Annotated in this window: 17 protein-coding genes; 2 read left to right on the top strand and 15 right to left on the bottom strand. The window is 49.4% G+C overall.

Annotated elements, in window-relative coordinates; translation table 11 throughout:
- Positions 1-15: 15 nt before the first annotated feature.
- The 10 genes from nrfD to licT all read right to left on the bottom strand — a co-directional run bounded on the left by nrfD (position 16) and on the right by licT (position 12,948).
- Positions 16-978, bottom strand: coding sequence for a cytochrome c nitrite reductase subunit NrfD (nrfD, locus tag CLR69_RS03085; RefSeq protein ID WP_129711684.1), 963 nt, complete (start codon positions 976-978; stop codon positions 16-18).
- The gene (nrfC, locus tag CLR69_RS03080) at positions 975-1,646 is read right to left on the bottom strand and encodes a cytochrome c nitrite reductase Fe-S protein (RefSeq protein ID WP_129711685.1); all 672 of its coding nucleotides are present in this window, start codon (positions 1,644-1,646) and stop codon (positions 975-977) included. Before nrfC ends, nrfD begins: the two co-directional genes overlap by 4 nt.
- The gene (nrfB, locus tag CLR69_RS03075; RefSeq protein WP_129711686.1) at positions 1,643-2,212 is read right to left on the bottom strand and encodes a cytochrome c nitrite reductase pentaheme subunit; all 570 of its coding nucleotides are present in this window, start codon (positions 2,210-2,212) and stop codon (positions 1,643-1,645) included. Before nrfB ends, nrfC begins: the two co-directional genes overlap by 4 nt.
- A gap of 48 nt (positions 2,213-2,260) precedes the next feature.
- Positions 2,261-3,679 carry an ammonia-forming nitrite reductase cytochrome c552 subunit gene (gene nrfA / locus CLR69_RS03070; RefSeq protein ID WP_277950122.1) on the bottom strand — a complete coding sequence of 473 codons (1,419 nt, stop codon included), beginning with the start codon at positions 3,677-3,679 and terminating at the stop codon, positions 2,261-2,263.
- A gap of 444 nt (positions 3,680-4,123) precedes the next feature.
- Positions 4,124-5,137: a nucleoside hydrolase gene (locus CLR69_RS03065; RefSeq protein WP_129711688.1), complete on the bottom strand. Its 1,014-nt coding sequence runs from the start codon at positions 5,135-5,137 to the stop codon at positions 4,124-4,126.
- A 106-nt stretch (positions 5,138-5,243) separates the two neighbouring features.
- Entirely contained in the window at positions 5,244-6,431 is a 1,188-nt protein-coding gene (locus CLR69_RS03060) for an esterase (protein ID WP_129711689.1), read from the bottom strand.
- A gap of 92 nt (positions 6,432-6,523) precedes the next feature.
- Positions 6,524-8,182, bottom strand: coding sequence for a carbohydrate porin (locus CLR69_RS03055; protein ID WP_129711690.1), 1,659 nt, complete (start codon positions 8,180-8,182; stop codon positions 6,524-6,526).
- A gap of 257 nt (positions 8,183-8,439) precedes the next feature.
- Positions 8,440-9,834, bottom strand: coding sequence for a glycoside hydrolase family 1 protein (locus CLR69_RS03050; RefSeq protein WP_129706080.1), 1,395 nt, complete (start codon positions 9,832-9,834; stop codon positions 8,440-8,442).
- Between the two features lie 35 nt (positions 9,835-9,869).
- Positions 9,870-11,771, bottom strand: coding sequence for a PTS beta-glucoside transporter subunit IIABC (gene bglF / locus CLR69_RS03045; RefSeq protein ID WP_129711691.1), 1,902 nt, complete (start codon positions 11,769-11,771; stop codon positions 9,870-9,872).
- 313 nt (positions 11,772-12,084) lie between these two features.
- Complete coding sequence (licT, locus tag CLR69_RS03040) at positions 12,085-12,948, bottom strand: BglG family transcription antiterminator LicT (protein ID WP_129711692.1); 864 nt, start codon at positions 12,946-12,948, stop codon at positions 12,085-12,087.
- A gap of 645 nt (positions 12,949-13,593) precedes the next feature.
- On the opposite strand from licT, the gene pykF reads away from it, so the two are divergent.
- Entirely contained in the window at positions 13,594-15,006 is a 1,413-nt protein-coding gene (gene pykF, locus CLR69_RS03030; RefSeq protein WP_129711693.1) for a pyruvate kinase PykF, read from the top strand.
- A gap of 313 nt (positions 15,007-15,319) precedes the next feature.
- Positions 15,320-15,556, top strand: a complete 237-nt coding sequence (locus CLR69_RS03025) for a major outer membrane lipoprotein (protein ID WP_005970385.1) — start codon at positions 15,320-15,322, stop codon at positions 15,554-15,556.
- 233 nt (positions 15,557-15,789) lie between these two features.
- Here the strand turns inward: CLR69_RS03025 and CLR69_RS03020 are convergent, their stop codons facing one another.
- From CLR69_RS03020 to sufC, 5 genes are all read right to left on the bottom strand, one after another.
- Positions 15,790-16,812 carry a L,D-transpeptidase family protein gene (locus CLR69_RS03020; protein WP_129711694.1) on the bottom strand — a complete coding sequence of 341 codons (1,023 nt, stop codon included), beginning with the start codon at positions 16,810-16,812 and terminating at the stop codon, positions 15,790-15,792.
- Between the two features lie 373 nt (positions 16,813-17,185).
- On the bottom strand, positions 17,186-17,602 hold the full coding sequence (gene sufE, locus CLR69_RS03015; RefSeq protein ID WP_103860441.1) for a cysteine desulfuration protein SufE: 417 nt from the start codon (positions 17,600-17,602) through the stop codon (positions 17,186-17,188).
- A 33-nt stretch (positions 17,603-17,635) separates the two neighbouring features.
- Positions 17,636-18,859 (bottom strand): cysteine desulfurase SufS, encoded by a 1,224-nt coding sequence (gene sufS, locus CLR69_RS03010; RefSeq protein WP_129711695.1) that lies wholly within the window; start codon positions 18,857-18,859, stop codon positions 17,636-17,638.
- On the bottom strand, positions 18,859-20,190 hold the full coding sequence (sufD, locus tag CLR69_RS03005) for a Fe-S cluster assembly protein SufD (protein ID WP_129711696.1): 1,332 nt from the start codon (positions 20,188-20,190) through the stop codon (positions 18,859-18,861). The genes sufS and sufD overlap by 1 nt, the downstream gene beginning before the upstream one ends.
- A complete protein-coding gene (gene sufC / locus CLR69_RS03000; RefSeq protein WP_014700368.1) occupies positions 20,165-20,911 on the bottom strand; it encodes a Fe-S cluster assembly ATPase SufC in 747 nt (248 codons plus the stop codon). Before sufC ends, sufD begins: the two co-directional genes overlap by 26 nt.
- Between the last annotated feature and the right edge of the window lie 95 nt (positions 20,912-21,006).

Genomic DNA, 21,006 nt, shown 5'->3' with positions numbered 1-21,006 from the left:
GCCTCTTGCTGGGAACTAGACAACGGTTAACTGCCCCGCATAGAGAATAAAGAAGCGCAGCAGCAAGACCCCCACCAAACTCATGCCGCAGACTGCCAGCACGCCATAAGGTGAATGCTGACGGCTAGCCCACGACTTGAGCAGTAAGGGAATAACTAATCCAATTCCTACCACGCCCAGCCAAAACCACACCGCCCAGAATCCACCGGCCAGCGCGGCCACCAGCGCTCGCTGCTTCCCATCATCCCCTAGAGCAAGGCCAATAAAGAACGCAAACAGTAAGAAGATCTCTAACCATACGACTGGTGTTTCTATACGGTGTACAAAGTGCGCCTCTTCGTTATGCGGATTGCGACGATAGCGACAGGTCATGGCGATCAACGCCACTGCCGCACCGGAGGACACCCCAGAAAACAGGAATAACGCGGGGAGAATTGGGTTATTTAGTAGCGGATAGGTTTTCAGCGCGGAGAGTAAAAATCCGGTGTAAGCCCCTAACATCACCGCCAGCAGCAGCATCACGATATCCAGCGATTTCTGTATCGGTGCCAGCCAGCCGAGTACCTTGGGGAAGATTGTCAGTTTCGGTAGCCAGCGCTGTTGCAGCACGATAGCCTGCTCGCTAAAAATATTGACCAACCAGACCACCAGCGCCGCCATGTAAACCTGAAACAACATCACCCCAACGGACATCACAGAGGTAAAGCTGTAATGGAACATGAGCTTCCAGAATGTCCAGGGGCGCGTGAGGTGGAAAACCAGAATCAACAATCCGAAAATGATGGTGCACGGTGCGAGAATAAGCGTGGTGCGCATTAGCGTACTGTCTGCGGTGGCCTGTTCGGGATGGTAGCGCCGCAGTAAGGCCGACAGCGTCACCAGCCCCGCAGAAATCCCCACCAGGAACAGATAAATCGCAATCGGCCAGTCCCAGACTAACGAATCAAAATGGAATGCGCTTGAAGACACAGGCGTCATTGATGAACCTCCCCGTATTTAAACGATACGCGATAGACCTTAGGACGGGTGCCGAGCGCGATTTTGTAGCGATAGGTCGGCTGTTGACGAAGCAGGCGAGCAATCTCGCTGTCAGGATCGTCAAGGTTACCGAACGTCAGCGCATTCGTCGGACAAGACAATACACAGGCAGGCAGTTTTCCGGCTTTCAGGTTGGTCTTGCGGCAGAAATCGCACTTATCCGCCGTTTTCGTCTGCGGATGAATAAAACGCACCTGATAAGGGCAGGCAGCAATACAGTATTGGCACCCGACGCACAGATCGGGATTCACATCCACAATGCCGCTTGCCGCATCGCGGAACGAAGCTCCGGTTGGGCACACGTCAACGCAGGGGGCACGATCGCAGTGCTGACAGGAGTGACGGAAAAAGCGATATTTCACGTCAGGGAAGGTCCCTATCGGTTCGCTGCGAATGATCGTCAGACGCGATACACCTTCCGGCACCTGATTGACCTCACGGCAGGCATCCATGCACGCCGTACAGCCGATGCAGAGCGATTCATCATGGATCATGCCGTAGCGCACGCCGTTGATATTCAGCGTCTGTGCGACAACCTGCCCCGTCGTGCTGGTGATGGCAATCAGCCCGCCCATACGGGCAAGAAATTGACGACGAGAGCAACTCATGGCTGCCTCTTATTACCCAGATGCACTGAGGCTGGGTTAAAATCAGGGTTATTGCGCTGATCGCTATGGCAATCCACACACAGTTTGATGCGGCTCTTGTCGTTCAGCGTCTGCATAGTATCCTGCGTGGGGTGCAGCTGATGGCAGCTAGCACACGCCACTTTCGTCACATGCACATCGTGTGGCCAGAACGCTTTCTGCAACTGCTCCGGCGCATGGCATGACATACAGACGCTGTTCTGCTCTTCCACCTTATACATTGGGAAGTTAAAGCGCATAACATCTTTAACACCTTCGCGGTGCAGCAACGACGGCTTGCCATGACAGTTAGTGCAGGTCACCTGCTGTTGATTATGCGGGTTGACAGCGGAGGTATGTTTGCCCTGCATGCCATCCTCTTCCGGTTTATGACACTGTAGACAAGCCTCATCGGGATTGCGCTGTGGCATTACCGTCCACCGCTCTCCTTTTTCCGCCTGAGGTGCGGGCTGCGTCAGCCCTGGCAAGGCCCAAAGCATGCCTGATACCAGCACCCCGGCAGTCAATAACGAACGTAATACGCTCATATCCACTCCACTTGATGATCGCCCGCGTCCACGGGCGATGAGGGGTTATTAGTTCAGTCGTCCAGCTTTACGCGCTTGCTCATCCCACTGCGGCACTACCATATTCAGGAAATCCTGTTTCTCGGCGTTGATTTGCTGCATGTTGAGCCCAATCGCCTGTTGCGCTTTCTCTTTTGTCGAAATATCCGGCAGCTTGACTTCCTTTGTCACCCCTTTCTGCGCCAATAGGCGCACCAGTTTGGTTCTCGCCTCAGCAGATTTACTCAGCGAGGTGCCGAGCATCCGTAGGCCTTCATCCGGCGCATGCATATGAATGCCATGAGACGCCACCGCCAGATCCCAGCGCCACTGGGCATGGCGGATATCCATCAAAATCGGCTGCATTTCTGCTTCAGTTGCACCCGCATCCCAGGCCGCTTTAGCTTCAAAATGCGCATGAACCAGTTGCTCTTCTGCTTTCAGTTTTAATTCACGAATCGCCGTTTTGCGTTCAGCGACAACCGCCTGCATTGCAGCTTTATCCTGCGTATGGCAATTGGTACAGGTTTCGCCGTAATTATCGAAGGGGTTACCTATCTTGTGATCGGTGTACAACTTGCCGTCTGTGTTTTTCACTTTCGGCATATGGCAGTCGATACAGGTCACGTTGTTTTTACCGTGAATACCAACACTCCAGGTTTCATACTCTGGATGTTGGGCTTTCAGCATCGGTGCGCGGGATAAGGTATTGGTCCAGTCGGAGAAGGAAATGGCGTCGTAGTATTTCTCCATGTCTTCGACTTTCGTGCCGTTATCCCATGGGAATTTCACCGCTTTGTCTTTGCCGGAAAAATAATACTCAACGTGGCATTGTCCACAGACCATGGACTGCTGCCCGAACCGACTGGCGTTCTCAAACGGTTTGCCAATCGCCTCCATTGCGCGTTCCGCGTAAGGACGTGACAGCGTCAGCGCTGGCTTCCCCTGAGCAAAATCTGGTGACGCGGTATCATGGCAGTCTGCACAGCCGAGATCGTTAGTAATCTCCGGCCCGCCTCGCGCCCACTTACCTTTGAAGTAGCCCTCCTCGCCTTCTTGTTGGATCAATCGGGCGACATCCGGGCTTTTACAACTCCAGCACGCCATTGGCAAAGGGCCATCTTCTGCCGTCTTCGGTGCACCGGTGCGTAGCGTTTCACGCACGTCCGTTATTGCATAAGCGTGGCCGCGCGGCTTGTTATAGTCTCTGGAAAAGGGATAACCCGCCCAAAGAATCACCATGTAGGGATCTTCAGCCAGCGCATCGTAGCGCTCCGACTGTTCGCTAGTCGCTTTCCATGAGTTGAACTGATCGGGGTGTTGATTGATGAATACCGAATTTCTTGCCTCTATCGGGGCGGGAGAAGGAGACGCCGGAACATCCGCCGAATAGGCTGGCATCATGAGAAAGAGACTGGCTACCATGCCCCACAGATAGGAGATTGACATGCTTATCCTGACCATGCGTTTTTGTCCACATTAAGCCGCCTGCTGGCGGTCATTTTAGTTATCCATTTGACAGAAACCACAACAACTGTCGTGACATTGCTCGCCCTATGAATAGCAAAAAGATGCATTTAAAATATTGTTTTTGATCAAAGGTAAAGAAAAGTAATGAATCGTATCGAAAGTTATATGAGGCTTGTCTCAGTCACAGAGGAGGGAATCGTTCGCAAAAAACCAGATCCCTAAAAACGAGGATATGAGGCGTCAGTATTTAGACATTGTGTACTTAAAAATCAAAGGGTACGGAGCGAATACTGAGATGACATGCCCATGTAGAGCATTCATCCCAGTGTGCTTTCTGCTAAGGCGCAATATTTGACGATCCGGTAGGGCAAATCCAGAAACGCAGCAGTAAGCTAAGTAGCAAACCTTACTGCATCCGCGTTTTTACTTTCCCTGACCATAAGCTAACGCCAGCTTGGCGTAAAAATCTTCCAGCGTGAAACGGGCATCAACGGCGTTATACACCCGAATCTGGCGCGTATTTTCCTGAGATGCATAAGTCAGATCGTCGTTTAACCGTGGCGCGTTGACCAGCGTGTAGTGATATTCGTGGTCATCCAGCAACAGAGAAACCGAGGGGTTGTCACCCAATACCCAGACTTCGCTTTTCGGCCAGGGAACATCTTTGATAGTTTCGGAAATCGCACGATTAAACTCGATCAGCTGTTGCCATAGATACTCCCCAACTTTCCCTTGCGGCTTAACGCGCACCGCAAGTTCAGACAGTGAGACGCGCACGGACATATAGACATTGTGCGGAACCTGCCATAACGGTACCTGAGATTTGAATACGTGGTTCGCCGCAACCGGATCGTTGAACATATTGTATTCCCAGCCGCCTTTCGGATAAGGCATGCCGCCAATCCACACTACCGTCATCTTGCTGGCGATTTTCGGTTCAGCCTGGAGCGCTGCGGCAATATCCGTAATCGGCCCCATGACTAATACAAATAGCGGATGCGGATCGTCTTTTAAGGCCTCCTTGATCAGCATCTGCGCCCCTTCACTCAGTACAGGCGCGCCTCCGTCGGTTTTCAACGCCTGCGTCGCACCGCGATAAACGGGAATGTCCGTCTTTTCCATCACATTCATCAGACGCTGGAGCTCATGATAGCTTTCCATCATGCTGTTTTCGCCATCACGTTTCATCAACGGTGCGGTACGAGAGTAGTGAGCGGCAATCAGCCCTTTCACCTGCATTGTTGGCGTTAGTACCGCATGGGCAACGGCAAAATCATCATCAGCCTCATTTTTAGCGTCGGCACTGATAATGACGCGGATCTGTTTATGAGCGGCTACATCAAAAGGTGAGGATTGAGCCTGAGCGGTGAATGCGCTGAGGAAAGGCAATGCCACGATCAACATGGCAAACCGGGAAAAATATCTGTAGATAAACATGATTATCCTTAACTGTGCTTAGCAGTCATTGATATGGCAGCCCGGTGATTCAAGCTGCCACCCGAGAAAGCAGACATGCGAATATTCAGCCCGCAGCACGAAGACGTTATTTAAAAAGCTTCTGCACAAATTCGCTGTAGGCGGGTCGCCAGACATCCATCTCATGGCCGAGGTTAGGATAGTGGGTATAGTCAAACCGGATATTTTTCTGCTCTAACACCCTTTTCAAACCCGCAATATCCTTACCGGTAATGTTATCGGTTTCGCCAATCACCACCGTGAAGTTCTTCAGTTGCTGATTAATCTGCTCAGGTCGCTCAAGCTGTGCGGCAACGGCCATATTTGGCACCGTTTCGGTGGTAACGCCGCTGAATGTTGCCAGCCAGCCAAAATGATCCAAATGGCTCATGCCAGATACCAACGCCTGATAACCGCCCTGAGACAACCCGGCCAGCGCCCTGCCGTTCGCATCCTGACGGACGTGAAAGCGTTTGCCGATCTCAGGAATAATGTCGTGAATAAGTTCCCTGTCCGCAGCTAGCGCATTGCGCGGATAGAACTCCTTTCGCCGCTCCTGCGGTGGATACTCTTCCGGGATAATGCCCGGAACGTCTGTTTCCGTATCAGGGATGACGACTAGCATTGGCTCAATTTTTTTCTCTGCCAGCAGATTATCCATCATCTGCGGTATCCGCCCCTGCACCACGGCAGACGCGCCGGTGTCGCCAAAGCCATGATAAAAATAGAGCACGGGTAACGGTTTTGACGATTCGCTATAGCCCGGTGGTGTCCAAACATACACCTGACGCTCTGATTTCAATTCTTTGGAGTGATAGGTTAACGCTCTCAGTTCACCATGCGGTACCTGACGTACATCCAGAATGCTCCCCGGCACCAGAATCAGGCTGGTATTCACCTGCCGCTGCGGCTTGGTAAACGCGGTGCCTGTATCAATGGTGCGAAAACCATCCACGCTGAAGAAATATTCATACAGATTCGGTGCCAGTATTGGCGTTTTATACGACCACACGCCTGATTCATCTTTCGTCATCGCATGAGACACGATGCTATCGGGCGTTGAACCAGTAAAAACACTGACCTGTTTCGCCGTGGGCGCAAACAGCCGGAAAGTGATACTGCTATCTGCGTTAACGGCCGTGACATACTGACTTACAGGAACGATTGCCGAAGGCATAACAGGAAAATCGGTAGGTAGTGCAGCAGACGCATTGATAGAAACGCCAGACAGCACGCCCAGAGCTAATAATGATAAAGATATTTTATTCATGTTCATTCACGTAATCCCATCCCGACTATCACGTAATCGAGTCTGTTTTTGCTAAATGTGACGGCACCACTGTCGCGGTGCCGACGTGATGAAAGGTATTACCACCAGACTTCTGCCTGAACACCCAAGGAGAATTGATCGCTCTTACTGTCGTTAAATGTGGCCTGACTGATGTCGTTATCTTCGATTTTCAGGTAAGTACCATAAAAACGAATTTCTGGTCGTGACGTCAGCATGCTGGTATTCACTTTGATAGCGTGATACAGCGTGGTTTTATAACCAGATTCATGGTAATTCACGCTATTCGTTTTATTGGTTTGGTTAAAGTACGCCAATTCCACACCCGTCTGATTGAATTTATCCCAAATATAGGCAGGACGAAGCACAGCACGGATGCTATCAAAGTCAGTATTTGCCCCCGTGTCATAACTATAGATATCGTTCCCTTTTGAATAAACTAATGCATTAGCCATGATAATATCATCACGCAAATACATTTCTCCCTGCGAGATCACACGGAATGCATTTCCTGAGTGATTACCGTAGTAATCACCATTGCGGCTATACGTTGGGTTAGCATCGGATATATTAGCAAAACCGCTGGCGATAGCATTGCTAGCCCCCTGCAAGGTAAACTCATTAAACCCGCCGTTATATAATCCCTGACGTAAAATTACACCAGCAGTCCAGGCATCCTTCAACTTATAAGATAAACCATCGCTTTCGTCATTTTTCTGTATATTGTCTTTATTGGCCTGCGCATATTTACCAATCAGAGACAGCGTTGCATTGTCCCATAGCGGAATACCCTTATAGCGGATATCAACGGCGTTGGTATTGACCTGGTGTTTATCCTGAGGTGAACTGCTATTGCGTGGATTATATAGCGCATGCCGCGCGTTAACGTCTTCACGATTCAAAGAGAGATCAAGCTGCCCCACGCCCAACTGCCAATTTTCGATACCTACACCACCTGCTGCTTCTGAACGGTGGCTTTTCCAGTCCAGCATCTGAATTTCATAAACCGGCAACGTATTTTTACCGACCCAAAAATCAGCGTCTGGCGCAAACGGTAAAAACCCTTTCGTTGTGACGTACATTTGAGAGAATTGCAGTTTATTTTCGTTAGTGGCATCTTCACCAAACCAGGCACTGTTGTACTGCATACCCACATTGCCATCCAATTGGACTACGGCATCAACGCGTTTATTACCTTCTTCAAATACTTTTTGATTTAAGGAAAGATCGAACCAGCCGCTGTGCTCATTACCAAAACGACCCAGCGAACCGATCGCATAAGATTTTGGTGAACCATGATCGGCAGTTGCCCATCCAGAACGGAAATAGCCAGTGTAGCTAAAGCCAAGATCATTTTTGACGTATTTGCTAATTTCAGCGAGCGTCAGTGGTTTTGGCTGCGTATTTGCTGTAGCGGCAACATCAACCGTGTTTGTCGCAGGCTGAGCAACTGGGGCAACGACAGCATAGCTCGCCTGAGAACTGTCAACTGATGTAACAGCAAGTGTTTTCTCTTTCGTTGTTGAATTTGCGGCTACGCGTGTTTTATTTTCAGCAATCGTCTTATATTCCCGCAGTTCCTTTTTCGTTGACTGCAATTCGGCTTTATTTGCCGCCAGTTCTTTCTCCAATAATTCCAGTCTTTCTTCTACGGTCAATTTTGCGGCCATAGCACCATTAGACAAAAACACTGACGACATCAGTAATACCATCATCTTTACAGGGAATTTTTTACGCATGATTATTATCCGAGTAGGGTACATTATTAAATTTAAAACGAAGCCATTCCGACGCCAGCCGATGGTTCGTCTATTTATAAAAAGCTTTTTGTAAAACCCAAATGATCGTTTATATAATTTAATGGCTAGCCCACTTCCTCCTTTTTCATTTTATTCTCCTGCCATCTTTCCCATGGGTAGTAAAAAAATAGAGTTCGCATTCATTCCAGGAATTTTCTCTGAGAATGAATGCGTAAATGACGTCTCGATACGCTGATTTATTTCAACGCTTCACCATTAGAGGAAATAACCTCTTTATACCAATAGAAACTTTTCTTGCGCCGACGCTCTAACGTGCCGTTGCCTTCATCATCGCGATCGACATAAATAAAGCCGTAGCGTTTCGACATTTCAGCCTTTGACGCGCTGACCAGATCGATAGGCCCCCAACAGGTGTAACCCATAACCTCAACGCCATCTTCTAGCGCTTCGCCGACTTGATACAGGTGATCGTTCAGGTATTTGATACGATAGTCATCGTTAATGCTGCCATCGCTCTCAAGTTTATCTTTAGCACCCAAACCGTTTTCCACAATAAACAGCGGTTTTTGGTAACGGTCATACAGATAGTTCAGCAAATAACGCAACCCTTCTGGGTCGATCTGCCAACCCCATTCGGAGCTTTCCAGATGCGGGTTCGGCACCATATTTAAAATATTACCGCGAGCTTTCAGATTCACTTCTTCGTCGGTGGTCACACAACCCGTCATGTAATAGCTGAAAGAGATAAAGTCGATGGTTTCCTTCAGCGACTGACGATCGTCTTCGGTTACGGACAGCGTAATACCGTGCTGTGCGAAGAAACGCTTCATGTACGCCGGATAATATCCTCTGGTTTGCACATCACCGAAGAACAACCAGTCGCGGTTCTGCTGCATCGTTTCCATGACATCCGCAGGCTTGCAGGTTAATGGATAGAACATGGAACCCAACATCATATTGCCGATTTTGGCATCAGGGATGATGTCATGACACGCCTTCACCGCTTTAGCACTCGCAACGAGCTGGTGATGAATCGCCTGATAAATATCCTGCTTACTACTCTCGGTAGGTAAACCAATTCCGGTAAATGGGGCATGTAATGCGCAGTTAATTTCATTGAACGTCAGCCAGTATTTCACTTTGTCTTTATAGCGCTGGAATACCGTGCGAGCGTAGCGCTCAAAGAACGTAATCGTTTCACGACTTCCCCAGCCGCCGTAATTTTTCACCAGACCGTACGGCATTTCATAGTGGGACAGCGTCACAAGCGGTTGAATGCCATACTTTGCCATTTCATCAAACAGGCGATCGTAAAATGCCAACCCCGCCTCATTTGGCTGGGTTTCATCGCCCTGCGGGAAAATACGCGTCCAGGCAATAGAAGTTCTCAGGCATTTGAAGCCCATTTCAGCAAAGAGCGCGATATCTTCAGGGTAGCGATGATAAAAATCGATCGCGGTATCTTTCGTTCCGCTGTCGCCCGGCGTACGCATGACGATTTCGCCGAAAATACCCTGTGGCTGTAAATCGGACGTTGATAGCCCCTTGCCATCCGTTAAATACGCGCCTTCAACCTGATTGGCTGCGATCGCGCCTCCCCACAAGAATTCTTTCGGAAACTGATGGCTCATCTTCTCTCCTCCCAATTGGGTCGTAAATGTGAATGTCAGCGGATTAACGTCAACAATGCGCCCTGTTCCTGCACGGTGTTTCCGGCTGTAGGCAGAACATCAACGTAATTTTCGCTATTCGTGATAATGACGGGCGTTGTCGTGTCATAACCGGCTTTTTCGATCGCCTGATAGTCAAACTCCACCAGAAGATCGCCCTGTTTCACGACATCGCCAGTCTTAATGTGTGCGGTAAAATACTGACCATCCAATTTCACCGTATCGATGCCGACGTGGATGAGCACCTCCGCTCCCTCTTCTGATTCGAGGCCAATGGCATGATGGGTCTTAAACAACGAAGCAACCGTCCCATTCACCGGTGAAACAACGCGCCCAGCCAACGGTTTAATCGCAATACCTTTCCCCATTAATCCGCTGGCGAACGTTTCATCACCAACTTGCTCAAGATTCAGAACCGTTCCCTCAATCGGGCTGGCTATCGCTTGTTTACGCGTTGTATCGTTTTGGTTCTGTGTCGCTTGTGGTGCAGACGCGGGAGCGCTCACTGCTGCCGTATTTTCTTGCGGAGGAATCCCAAAGGCCCAGGTAGCAACCGCCGCGAAGGTAAAGGCGATTGCCGTGCCAATAATGGCGGCCCAGACCGTATTATCGACACCTGTCGGTGGGATAACCTGCGTAAAGGTGAAAATGCTCGGGAAGCCGAAGGAATAAATAGTGGTATGGAAATATCCCAGAATTGCGGCCCCCATTGCGCCACCGACACAGCCGAATATGAAAGGACGCTTCAGCGGTAACGTAACGCCATATACCGCAGGTTCGGTAATACCAAAGATTGCAGCCGAGAAAGCAGAACCGGAAATACCTTTTAACTTCATATCACGGGTACGTAGTAACACACCCAATACCGCACCGGCTTGCCCTAAGACGGCCGGAACCAGAAGAGGCATCATAGTGTCATGCCCCAACACGCTGAGATTGTTGATCATCAGTGGTGTTAAGCCCCAGTGCAGGCCAAAAATAACGAACACCTGCCACAGCGCCCCCATCAACGCCCCTGCAATCATGGAGTTCAGCCCATAAATCAGTTGATAACCACTGGCCAGCATATGCCCAAGCCAGGTTGCAGCAGGGCCAATCAGCAGGAACGTAACGGGAACAGTGATACAAAGGCACAGCAGTGGCGTGAAGAAATTGCGGATATTAATATGCAAAATGGCATTTAGCGGCCTTTCCAGACGTGAAGCCAGCCAGGCCGAGAAAATAATCGGTATAACCGAAGAGGCATAATTAATGAAGGTAATCGGAATGCCGAGGAAATAAAGCTGTTGATAACCGGCATTCTGCATCGCACCAAATTCAGCAATCATTGATGGGTGTACCAGCGTAGCGCCAATCACCATGGTAACAAATGGATTGCCGCCAAATTTTTTCCCAGCGGTATAACCTAAAACAATCGGGAAGAAAAAGAATAGTGCGTCGCTCGCAGCAAATAGAACTTTATACGTTCCACTGGTCTCGACCATCCAACCACAAACCAGGCTGAGCGCCAGAAAACCTTTTAAAATACCGGATGCTGCCATCACGCCAATTAATGGCGTAAAAATGCCAGAAATAATATCAATGAAGCGAGAGAAAATATTTCCTTTTTTCTCATCATCTTCCCCATGATTTGCGGAATCATTTTGATCGGTCAATCCAGAAACATTCAGTAAGCTGCGATACACATCACTAACATGATTGCCTACGACGACCTGAAATTGTCCGCCACTTTCAACCACCATGATCACGCCTGAATTATTTTTCAGCGCAGCTGCATCCGCCTTTTTGTTGTCTTTTAGTTTAAAACGCAGCCTGGTTGCACAGTGTATCACGCTAATGATGTTGCCACGTCCGCCGACACCATCGAGTATCTCACTTGCTAATGCTTTGTATTCCATCGTCTATCCTTAAATACTTAACAGACATATATATCAATATGTTATGTTTGCCAGCTCTGTTTGAGACAAAAAAAAACCTAAATCGTTTTTCCCAATAAGCATTGAGAAAACGATTTAGGTTTTGCCTGTCTGCTGAGACTAGCCCGACAGTAACAATCCTGTTTATATGCCAGCACAACTCATGTGCCGACAATAAAAAACCACTTCATCTGATAATTTACTTTCCACATACTCTATTCTTTCACTTTCACCGTAAGCAAGATATTTATCTTGCCACACTGCTATTTTGTGACGAAAAGCAAATTAGCAGAAATTATTCCCCATCACCTGATTCTATTTTATCCAGGCCTTCCGTTCTCACGCGTTCAATGTGAATCGTTAAGAACATCAACTCTTCTTTCGTTAATGTGTAATGGTACTTTTGAATAATATGCGCCTGTATTTTTTCCGCACAGCGATAAGATAGTTGATATCTTTCCTTTACTACATCATGCAGTGACTCATCATCACTAAATACGGTGCTTTTTCCTATTAACCGTTGTGCAAAAAACTTCAAATGCGTAACAAATCGATGATAGCTTAACGCTTGCTCGTTATAATCCAGATTCAGCTGATATTTTACAATATTCAGTATTTCCTGCATGATTTTGGTTATTTGCAATACTTCCGGCATTTCGCTGTCAAGCTGCGCATTAACCAAATGCAGAGCAATAAACCCGGCCTCATCTTCCGGTAACCGCACGGTTAGACGCTGTTCAATAATATCCAGCGCTTCCAGACCAACGGCAAATTCCTTCGGGTACAGGCGTTTTATTTCCCATAACAGCACGTTGCGGATATCCACGCCTTGCTTGTGGCGCTCTATCGCAAAGTGGCAGTGATCCGTTAAAGAGATATAGACGCTATTTTGCAGTTTCCCGGGCAAACGAGCTTTTGCCAGTAGAATGATCTTGTCTGCTGTTGTAATGACATCCATCGGAATTTCTGACAGCAGCTCCTGTAAGCGCGATGTCAGTTCTCCAGATTTCATTACAAACACCCGTTCAATCAGCGTTTCGTCCAGCAGATCGCCAGAGTGCTTTTTGAAGCCCAGCCCGCGTCCCATCACAACCGACTCATTATTGTTTTCGTCGATTACGGTGACGACATTATTGTTGAGTATTTTGGCAATCTTCATTTTTCAAACCCTGGAAACAAAAAAACCAGACACCCGTAACAAGAACGAGCATCTGGTTTTGCCTGCTTACGCAGTAACAATCCGCAATGGCTGGTAAACTACCATCTGCATTGATCTTCTCAAGGAGCATGACACAAAAACGTGATACGGATCGACAGAAAAGCATGTCGCTTACACATGTTTTCTTCATTTATTGTCGGCGGTTACAATAATCAACAACTTGCCATCACACGCAGCAATACCATATTTATACGGAGGGTTTTCTAGGCAGTTGCGCAACAAAGTTAGGTAAAAACCCCAAATCGCTCAGTTTTTTGCGTAAACGCGACAAAATATTCAACTTCATACCTTTTGCCACCTTGTTTCTCTTCGCTTAATAACTATAATACGGAACGTCGTTTCAATTGAATGGTTTCAGCTAAACAACGTGCCACTATCAATAATATTATTATCAACGGCATCGCCAACGCGAACCTCCGCTAATCTCATGCGGCGAGCGGTTGCGCACTTCATTACCCATTCGCTACGACCATCTATACTTACCTCTTTTACGCTGTTTCCTCACATATTCTTTCCAGCGGCTTGTCCCACATCGCCACTGGTTCACTCGTTTTTTTATCCATCACAACTTGTAGAAACTATCGTATGAAAAAGACAAAAATTGTTTGTACCATCGGGCCGAAAACAGAGTCAGAAGAAATGCTTGGCAACCTGCTGTCTGCTGGCATGAATGTTATGCGCCTGAACTTCTCTCACGGGGATTACGCAGAACATGGTCAACGCATCAAGAACCTGCGTGCCGTCATGGAAAAAACGGGCCAGCAAGCGGCTATTCTGCTTGACACCAAAGGCCCAGAAATCCGCACCATGAAGCTGGAAAACGGCGCTGACGTAACGCTGACTGCAGGTCAAACGTTCACGTTCACCACCGATCAGAGCATCGTGGGTAACAAAGATCGCGTCGCAGTCACTTACGCAGGGTTCACCGAAGACCTCAGCGTGGGTAACACCGTGCTGGTTGATGACGGTTTGATCGGTATGCAGGTTACCGCGATCAACGGTAACGACGTTGTTTGTAAAGTGTTGAACAATGGCGATCTGGGTGAGAATAAAGGCGTTAACCTGCCAGGCGTTTCCATCCAACTGCCTGCTCTGGCTGAAAAAGACAAACGCGACCTGGTTTTCGGTTGCGAACAAGGCGTCGATTTCGTTGCAGCATCCTTCATTCGTAAACGTTCCGATGTTGAAGAAATTCGCGCTCACCTGAAAGCACACGGTGGCGAGCACATTCAGATCATTTCCAAAATCGAAAACCAGGAAGGTCTGAACAATTTCGACGAAATTCTGGAAGCGTCCGACGGTATCATGGTTGCTCGTGGCGACCTGGGCGTTGAGATCCCAGTTGAAGAAGTGATCTTCGCACAGAAAATGATGATCGAAAAATGTAACCTGGCACGCAAAGTGGTTATCACCGCGACGCAAATGCTGGATTCCATGATCAAGAACCCACGCCCTACCCGCGCCGAAGCGGGTGACGTAGCTAACGCCATCATCGACGGTACCGATGCTGTTATGCTGTCTGGCGAAAGTGCGAAAGGTAAATATCCGCTGGAATCCGTTACCATTATGGCGACGATCTGTCAGCGCACCGATTCCGTGATGAAAAGCCGTCTGGATACCATCAAGACGCCAGGAATACTGCGTATCACTGAAGCCGTCTGCCGTGGTGCGGTAGAAACCGCAGAAAAACTGGATGCACCGCTGATTGTCGTTGCAACCAGCGGCGGCAAGTCAGCTAAATCTATCCGTAAATACTTCCCGAATGCCCGCATTCTGGCGCTGACGACGAACGACGTCACCGCACGTCAGCTTCTGCTGAGCAAAGGCATTGATACGCAGCTGGTGAAAGAGATCGCCTCTACCGATGATTTCTACCGCATTGGTAAAGAAGCGGCGCTGAAGACCGGTCATGCGCAAGCAGGTGATGTTGTGGTGATGGTATCTGGTGCTCTGGTTTCCAGCGGCACAACCAATACCGCTTCCGTACACCGCCTCTGATCCTAAGTTCAGATCGGTAAAAAGCGCCTTAATGGCGCTTTTTTTATATTCTGAAACGACTTTCTACAGCGCGATAACCTAATTAATGCGTTTACTTAACACGCCATTTTAATAGCCTAAAACCTCAGAGTTATCCGATAAAAATAGCGCTGTTTTCCTTACTTTTTTAATGATTATGTAAAACTCGCTGTTTCTTTGAGCGAACGATCAAAATTAAGCATGTTCTCATCAAAAATTTATTCTCATTAGAAAAAAGTTTGTGTAATACTTGTAACGCTACATGGAGATTAACTCAATCTAGAGGGTATTAATAATGAATCGTACTAAACTGGTACTGGGCGCGGTAATCCTGGGTTCTACTCTGCTTGCTGGTTGTTCAAGCAATGCTAAAATTGATCAGCTGTCTTCTGACGTTCAGACTCTGAACGCTAAAGTTGACCAACTGAGCAACGACGTGAACGCAATCCGCTCTGACGTACAAGCTGCTAAAGATGACGCAGCTCGTGCTAACCAGCGTCTGGACAACCAAGTTCGTACTTACAAAAAGTAATCGAACTGGTTAAGTAGTGAAAATGGCGCACAGTGTGCGCCATTTTTTTTGCTTTTTTATCAATAACTCGTTGTATCAACCGTGTTATCACTCGTCTTGTTCTATCAGCAGTTCTGCTCCATCGACCTTCGCTTTCATCCCTTTGCTACGTTGTCTGCTGTCACTATCCTTCCACTCGATCGCTGAACCAGCACAGATGCGCCTAAGACGCACCTGGCCAGATTATTTCATGATTAACGCGAGGTAGTGTTGATAGCACTAATTGGCGCAGCCTGATGAGGCTCAGGCGCTTCTGGAGAGGACTCAACGGGTGGTTGGTAGGTATTGATGTCCTGTCCTACGCTAACCACAATTGGCATACCGGAACGGCGCACAATCGCAGCAGCAACGGCTTTACTGTCCGTCTCCGCGTCCTTAACAAATTTCTGCGTCTTCGCCGTCAACGGAATCGTCATGGTCTGCGGGTCATCCTTATCGGTCTTCGACAAAGGCTGATGCACCTCAACGTAGCGCTTACCGTCCGGTTCAACGGAGGTTTTAATCGCATCATTAAGAATCTGCACTCGCGTACCTACTGGCACAGTGTCGAACAGCGCCTTGATGTCATCCGGGCGCAGACGGATACAGCCGGAGCTCACACGCATGCCGATGCCGAAGTCCGCGTTTGTACCATGCAGCAGATAAACGCCGCCATGTGCTGACAGGCGCAATGCATGTAATCCCATCGGGTTATCCGGGCCAGCCGGAACGACAGCAGGGAGCTTAATGCCCTGCTCTTCGAGATAATGCTTACGGATGTTCGCAGTTGGCGTCCAGGTTGGATTCTCACGCTTCTCGCTCACACTGGTCGTCATGAGTGGCGTGTTGCGCCCCAGTTGACCAATGCCAATCGGATAAACGATGACGGTATTTTTCCCTTTCGGGTAGTAGTAGAGACGTAATTCCGCCAGATTGACCACAATCCCTTCACGCGGGGTATCCGGCAGCAGCATTTGTGTCGGGATCGTGAGAGTAGAACCCGGTGTCGGCAGGTAAGGATCTGCACCAGGGTTTGCTTCCAACATGCCCAGTAAACCAATCTTGAAATCCGCCGCAATAGCTTCCAGTGGACGACCGTCATTGGGGACCGTATAAGCGATGTTCTCACCGATAAGTCGGCTATTTGGTGGCGGTAGCGGGTATTCCGTCGCTCTGGCGGCGGTGCTGGCCAGATATGTCGCGAAGGCCATACCAAGTAAAGTTAACGCGCGTTTCATATTAGATTCCCTACAATCAATAACATCTGGTTGTGTGCCCAGAATGCAGTATCCGGCTATACCTCTTGATCTGGTGTCAGTGCGGCAGTTGCTGCGCCTCTCCACCGAACGTGGGTATATATTAGCATTGTTGTAACAAAAGAATATTTTATTTAAAAATCAAAGCATTGATATTCAATTCTTTACAAAGCACTGTCAGGATAAAATTTAACGGGAAATAAATATACGGGACGAATTCTGAAATATCAGCGAGTTAATACATGAACCGAAAAACAATAACGTATCGCTGCTAAAAATCAGTAAATTAAAAAAAGCGCTGGACGTTTTCCGTCACAGCGCTTTTTTATTTACTCAATAAAAGCAGGGAAGAAAATTAAAGCAGTGCAGCGGCATGCGCGCGAATGGCACGCAGCATCGCCTCAAGCCCCTGAGAGCGGGATGGCGTTAAGTGTTGATTCAACGCCAGCGATTCAAAGAACGGCCGTACATCCAGCTCAACAATCTCCTGCGCTGTCAGCCCCTGATACAGGCTGAAAACTACCGCGATCAGGCCTTTCACAATGGCAGCATCACTGTCACCATGCAGAGTAATAATGCCCTGCTCGTCAGGCTGTGTCACAATCCATACCTGACTCTGGCACCCCGAAATCAGGTTATCGGGATTACGCCACTCATCGGGCAGTGGGTCAAGACGCTCCCCTAACTCGATGACATACAGATATTTTTCTTCCCAGTCATTACAGCGCGCAAAATTGCGCGCCAGTTTCTGCGGTTCTGGCAGACTTGCCATGGTTTCCTCCCCGAACAGGCTCGCGCGCGGCGCTTAACTGCCCAGCAATCGATGGATACGTTGCAATCCGGCAACCAGCCGGTCAATTTCTTCGCGCGTAGTATAAACGGCCAACGAGGCGCGGCACATACTGGGAACACCATAGTGTTCCATTAGTGGCATCGCGCAATGGTGGCCGGTGCGAATCGCAATTCCGTACCGATCGAGGAAACTTCCAACATCATAGGCATGGTGCTGCCCAAGGTTAAACGCAATGACGCCGTGACGCTCAGCAGGACCGTACAAGGTCAGATCGGGCACCTGCGTTAGCGCTTCCAGCGCGTAGTGCATTAGTGAAGATTCATAGCGCTGAATCTCTTCACGCCCCAGAGCCGTCACATAATCTAGAGCAGCGCCTAAACCCATGATACCGCCAGTGTTAGGCGATCCTGCTTCAAAGCGCCACGGTGAATCGGCATAGGTCGTACCTGTACGCAGGCTAACCTGACGAATCATTGCCCCCCCGCCTTCCCACGGTGGCATAGCCTGAAGCAGGTCACGTTTGCCGTATAGCACACCAATGCCTGAAGGGCCGTAGATCTTATGTCCTGAAAAGACAAAGAAATCGCAATCCAGATCCTGCACGTCGACAGGCTGATGCATAATCGACTGCGCCCCATCGACTAATACGACCGCACCAGCGGCTTTTGCCTGCGCAATCATCGCTTTCACCGGGTTCAGCGTACCCAGCACGTTAGATATCTGCGTCACCGCCAGCAAACGCGTGCGCTCATCCAACAGAGCAGGAAGCTGCGCCACATCCAGCGAACCATCTTCAGCCAGCGGCAACACGCGGACTTCAACGCCACGCGCTTCCGCCAGCATCTGCCAGGGAACAATATTCGCGTGGTGCTCCATCTCGGTAATGATCAGGTTATCGCCCGGCTGGATGAAGGTGCGGCCATAGCTGTTAGCCACCAGATTGATGGCCTCCGTCGTACCGCGTACAAAGACGATCTCTTCCACTGAGGCAGCATTGATAAAGGATGCCACCTGCTCGCGCACGGCTTCCATCGCGCTGGTCGCCTGCGCGCTCAGCGTATGAATGCCGCGATGCACAGCAGCGTATTCATGGCGATAGAATTCGGCTTCACGCTCAATAACCGATTGTGGCTTTTGCGCACTCGCAGCGCTATCAAGATAGGCTAACGGCTGGCCGTTAACCTCGTTTGCCAGCACTGGGAAATCGGCACGAACCCGCTCAATAGGATAACTCATCATACCGCCTTGCCGGCATTCGCCAGCGCGTTTGGTAAACGCTGCGCGATACGTTCCAGAACCACATCTCGCAGAGACTCGTTTTCAATTGCTTCAGTGACTTCCGCCGCGAAAGCGAATATGATCATCTGTTGCGCATCCTGCTGTGTAATACCGCGGGAACGCAGATAGAACAGCTGTTCTTCGTCCATACGGCCGATAGTGGCACCGTGGCTGCATTTCACGTCATCCGCATAGATTTCCAACTGCGGCTTGGTGTCTACCTCAGCCAGTCGGCCCAGCAGCAGGTTGTTGTTGGTCATCTGTCCATCAGTTTTCAGCGCATGCGGCGCAACCTTGATCATGCCGTTAAACACCGCACGGGCGCGATCGTTGACGATGACTTTATGCAGCTGACGGCTTTCGCCGTAGCCCTGATTGTGTTCCAGATACGTTCGCGTATCACACACTTCGCTGCCAACAGGCAGAATCAGGCTGTTCATGGACAGATTCGTCCCTTCACCGTTTAACTGGGCACTGGTGTGGTGACGCGTCAGCCCTGCTCCCAGCAGGAAGCTGTGGCTACGAACCCGAGCATCACGAGCCAGAACCAGATCGTTGTGCGCGAAGTGGTAGCTCGCCGCCGCTTCAAACGCCAGCTTATAGTGGCTAACCTGACTATTTTCCGCCGCATTCACCGTCAGGCGTGCGCCGGTAAAGTGAGCATGCTCGTCCAGACTGATGTAGTGCTCGATAATCTCTGCACTCGCGCCACGCTCAACGTTCAGATGATGACGATGGTGAACCGTGTTCAACGCCGCAGCTTGGCTGCTGCTGACGTGTAACAGGTAAAGCGGTTTTTCCGCTTGCTGCCCCGCAGACAGACGAATCAACGTACTCGAACTAGCCAGACTTTCGGTCAGATGCAGGAACACTTCGGACTGGATCGCCGCAGGCAGCACGCCATGCGCACGCGACACCTGTACGTCAACCTGATACGGTCCCCAGGCACTGTCGCTGAGTTCAGCATTGAATACGCCATCCACAAATACCAGACGCCAGCTATCTACCGCCAGTGCCAATGCGTCTACCGTAGCACGATCGATAGACGGTGCCTGAGGTGCGACAAATTCGTTGCTCAGCAAGCCATCCAGCGGCGTGTATTTCCAGTGCTCATGCTTACGGTGCGGTAAGCCAAGACGCACCACATCCTGCCAATGTTGGTTTGCATCTTCAGAACGACGCGACGCATCGCGTTCAAACAGGCCATGCCATTGTTGCAGCGCCTGTTCTTGTTTCTGTGCGATACCGGTTTTAGTCGTCACATTATTGTCCGTCGGTAAGCCAGCCATAGCCTTGCTCCTCCAACTGTTTCACCAGCGAGAAATCACCGGATTTCACAATGCGCCCTTGATACAGAACGTGTACGTGATCCGGTTTGATGTAATCGAGAATACGCTGGTAGTGCGTGACAATGATGAACGAGCGTTTGCCGTCGCGTAGAGAGTTAACGCCGTTAGAAACGATTTTCAGTGCGTCAATATCCAACCCAGAGTCAGTCTCATCCAAAATGCACAGATCCGGTTCCAGCGCCGCCATTTGCAGAATATCGTTACGCTTTTTCTCACCGCCGGAGAAACCTACGTTGACCGAGCGAGTCAACAAGTCTTCTGGCATATTCAGCAGTTTAATCTTTTCTTCGATAAAGTCGGCGAAGTCAAAGCGATCCAGCGGTTCCTGCTCGCGGTATTTACGCACCGCGTTAACGGAGGTTTGCAGGAAGAACTGGTTGCTCACGCCCGGGATCTCGACCGGATACTGAAACGCCATAAAGACGCCTTCACCCGCCCGATCTTCTGGGGACAGTTCTAACAAATCCTTCCCTTTGAAGCTCACCGAACCGTCGGTCACTTCATATTCTTCACGTCCAGCCAGCGTCGCGGAGAGCGTACTTTTTCCTGAGCCATTCGGGCCCATAATCGCGTGAACTTCACCTGGCTTAATGGTGAGATTAAGCCCTTTGATGATCTCTTTGCCTTCTACGCTGACTTTTAAATTTTCGATGCTTAACATGCTTATTCCTTCCAACGCTCAATGTAGTGAGCGCTTAATGAATTCCGGGACCGATGATTCTCATTATTCGTCAGTGAAAATCCCGGTAACCGCCG

The organism is Pectobacterium zantedeschiae (assembly GCF_004137795.1).
GTDB lineage: Bacteria > Pseudomonadota > Gammaproteobacteria > Enterobacterales > Enterobacteriaceae > Pectobacterium > Pectobacterium zantedeschiae.
Note: the sequence above shows the minus strand (reverse complement) of the source record. Positions and strands in the feature narration are given on the sequence as shown.

Excerpts from the sequence above, each read along its gene's own strand:
- pykF (WP_129711693.1), top strand. The coding sequence starts at position 13,594 with ATGAAAAAGACAAAAATTGTTTGTACCATCGGGCCGAAAACAGAGTCA.
- sufS (WP_129711695.1), bottom strand. The coding sequence starts at position 18,859 with ATGAGTTATCCTATTGAGCGGGTTCGTGCCGATTTCCCAGTGCTGGCA.
- CLR69_RS03050 (WP_129706080.1), bottom strand. The coding sequence starts at position 9,834 with ATGAGCCATCAGTTTCCGAAAGAATTCTTGTGGGGAGGCGCGATCGCA.
- CLR69_RS03055 (WP_129711690.1), bottom strand. The coding sequence starts at position 8,182 with ATGCGTAAAAAATTCCCTGTAAAGATGATGGTATTACTGATGTCGTCA.
- nrfB (WP_129711686.1), bottom strand. The coding sequence starts at position 2,212 with ATGAGCGTATTACGTTCGTTATTGACTGCCGGGGTGCTGGTATCAGGC.
- nrfC (WP_129711685.1), bottom strand. The coding sequence starts at position 1,646 with ATGAGTTGCTCTCGTCGTCAATTTCTTGCCCGTATGGGCGGGCTGATT.
- CLR69_RS03025 (WP_005970385.1), top strand. The coding sequence starts at position 15,320 with ATGAATCGTACTAAACTGGTACTGGGCGCGGTAATCCTGGGTTCTACT.
- CLR69_RS03065 (WP_129711688.1), bottom strand. The coding sequence starts at position 5,137 with ATGTTTATCTACAGATATTTTTCCCGGTTTGCCATGTTGATCGTGGCA.
- sufC (WP_014700368.1), bottom strand. The coding sequence starts at position 20,911 with ATGTTAAGCATCGAAAATTTAAAAGTCAGCGTAGAAGGCAAAGAGATC.
- nrfA (WP_277950122.1), bottom strand. The coding sequence starts at position 3,679 with ATGTCAATCTCCTATCTGTGGGGCATGGTAGCCAGTCTCTTTCTCATG.
- licT (WP_129711692.1), bottom strand. The coding sequence starts at position 12,948 with ATGAAGATTGCCAAAATACTCAACAATAATGTCGTCACCGTAATCGAC.
- sufD (WP_129711696.1), bottom strand. The coding sequence starts at position 20,190 with ATGGCTGGCTTACCGACGGACAATAATGTGACGACTAAAACCGGTATC.
- bglF (WP_129711691.1), bottom strand. The coding sequence starts at position 11,771 with ATGGAATACAAAGCATTAGCAAGTGAGATACTCGATGGTGTCGGCGGA.
- CLR69_RS03060 (WP_129711689.1), bottom strand. The coding sequence starts at position 6,431 with ATGAACATGAATAAAATATCTTTATCATTATTAGCTCTGGGCGTGCTG.
- CLR69_RS03020 (WP_129711694.1), bottom strand. The coding sequence starts at position 16,812 with ATGAAACGCGCGTTAACTTTACTTGGTATGGCCTTCGCGACATATCTG.
- nrfD (WP_129711684.1), bottom strand. The coding sequence starts at position 978 with ATGACGCCTGTGTCTTCAAGCGCATTCCATTTTGATTCGTTAGTCTGG.
- sufE (WP_103860441.1), bottom strand. The coding sequence starts at position 17,602 with ATGGCAAGTCTGCCAGAACCGCAGAAACTGGCGCGCAATTTTGCGCGC.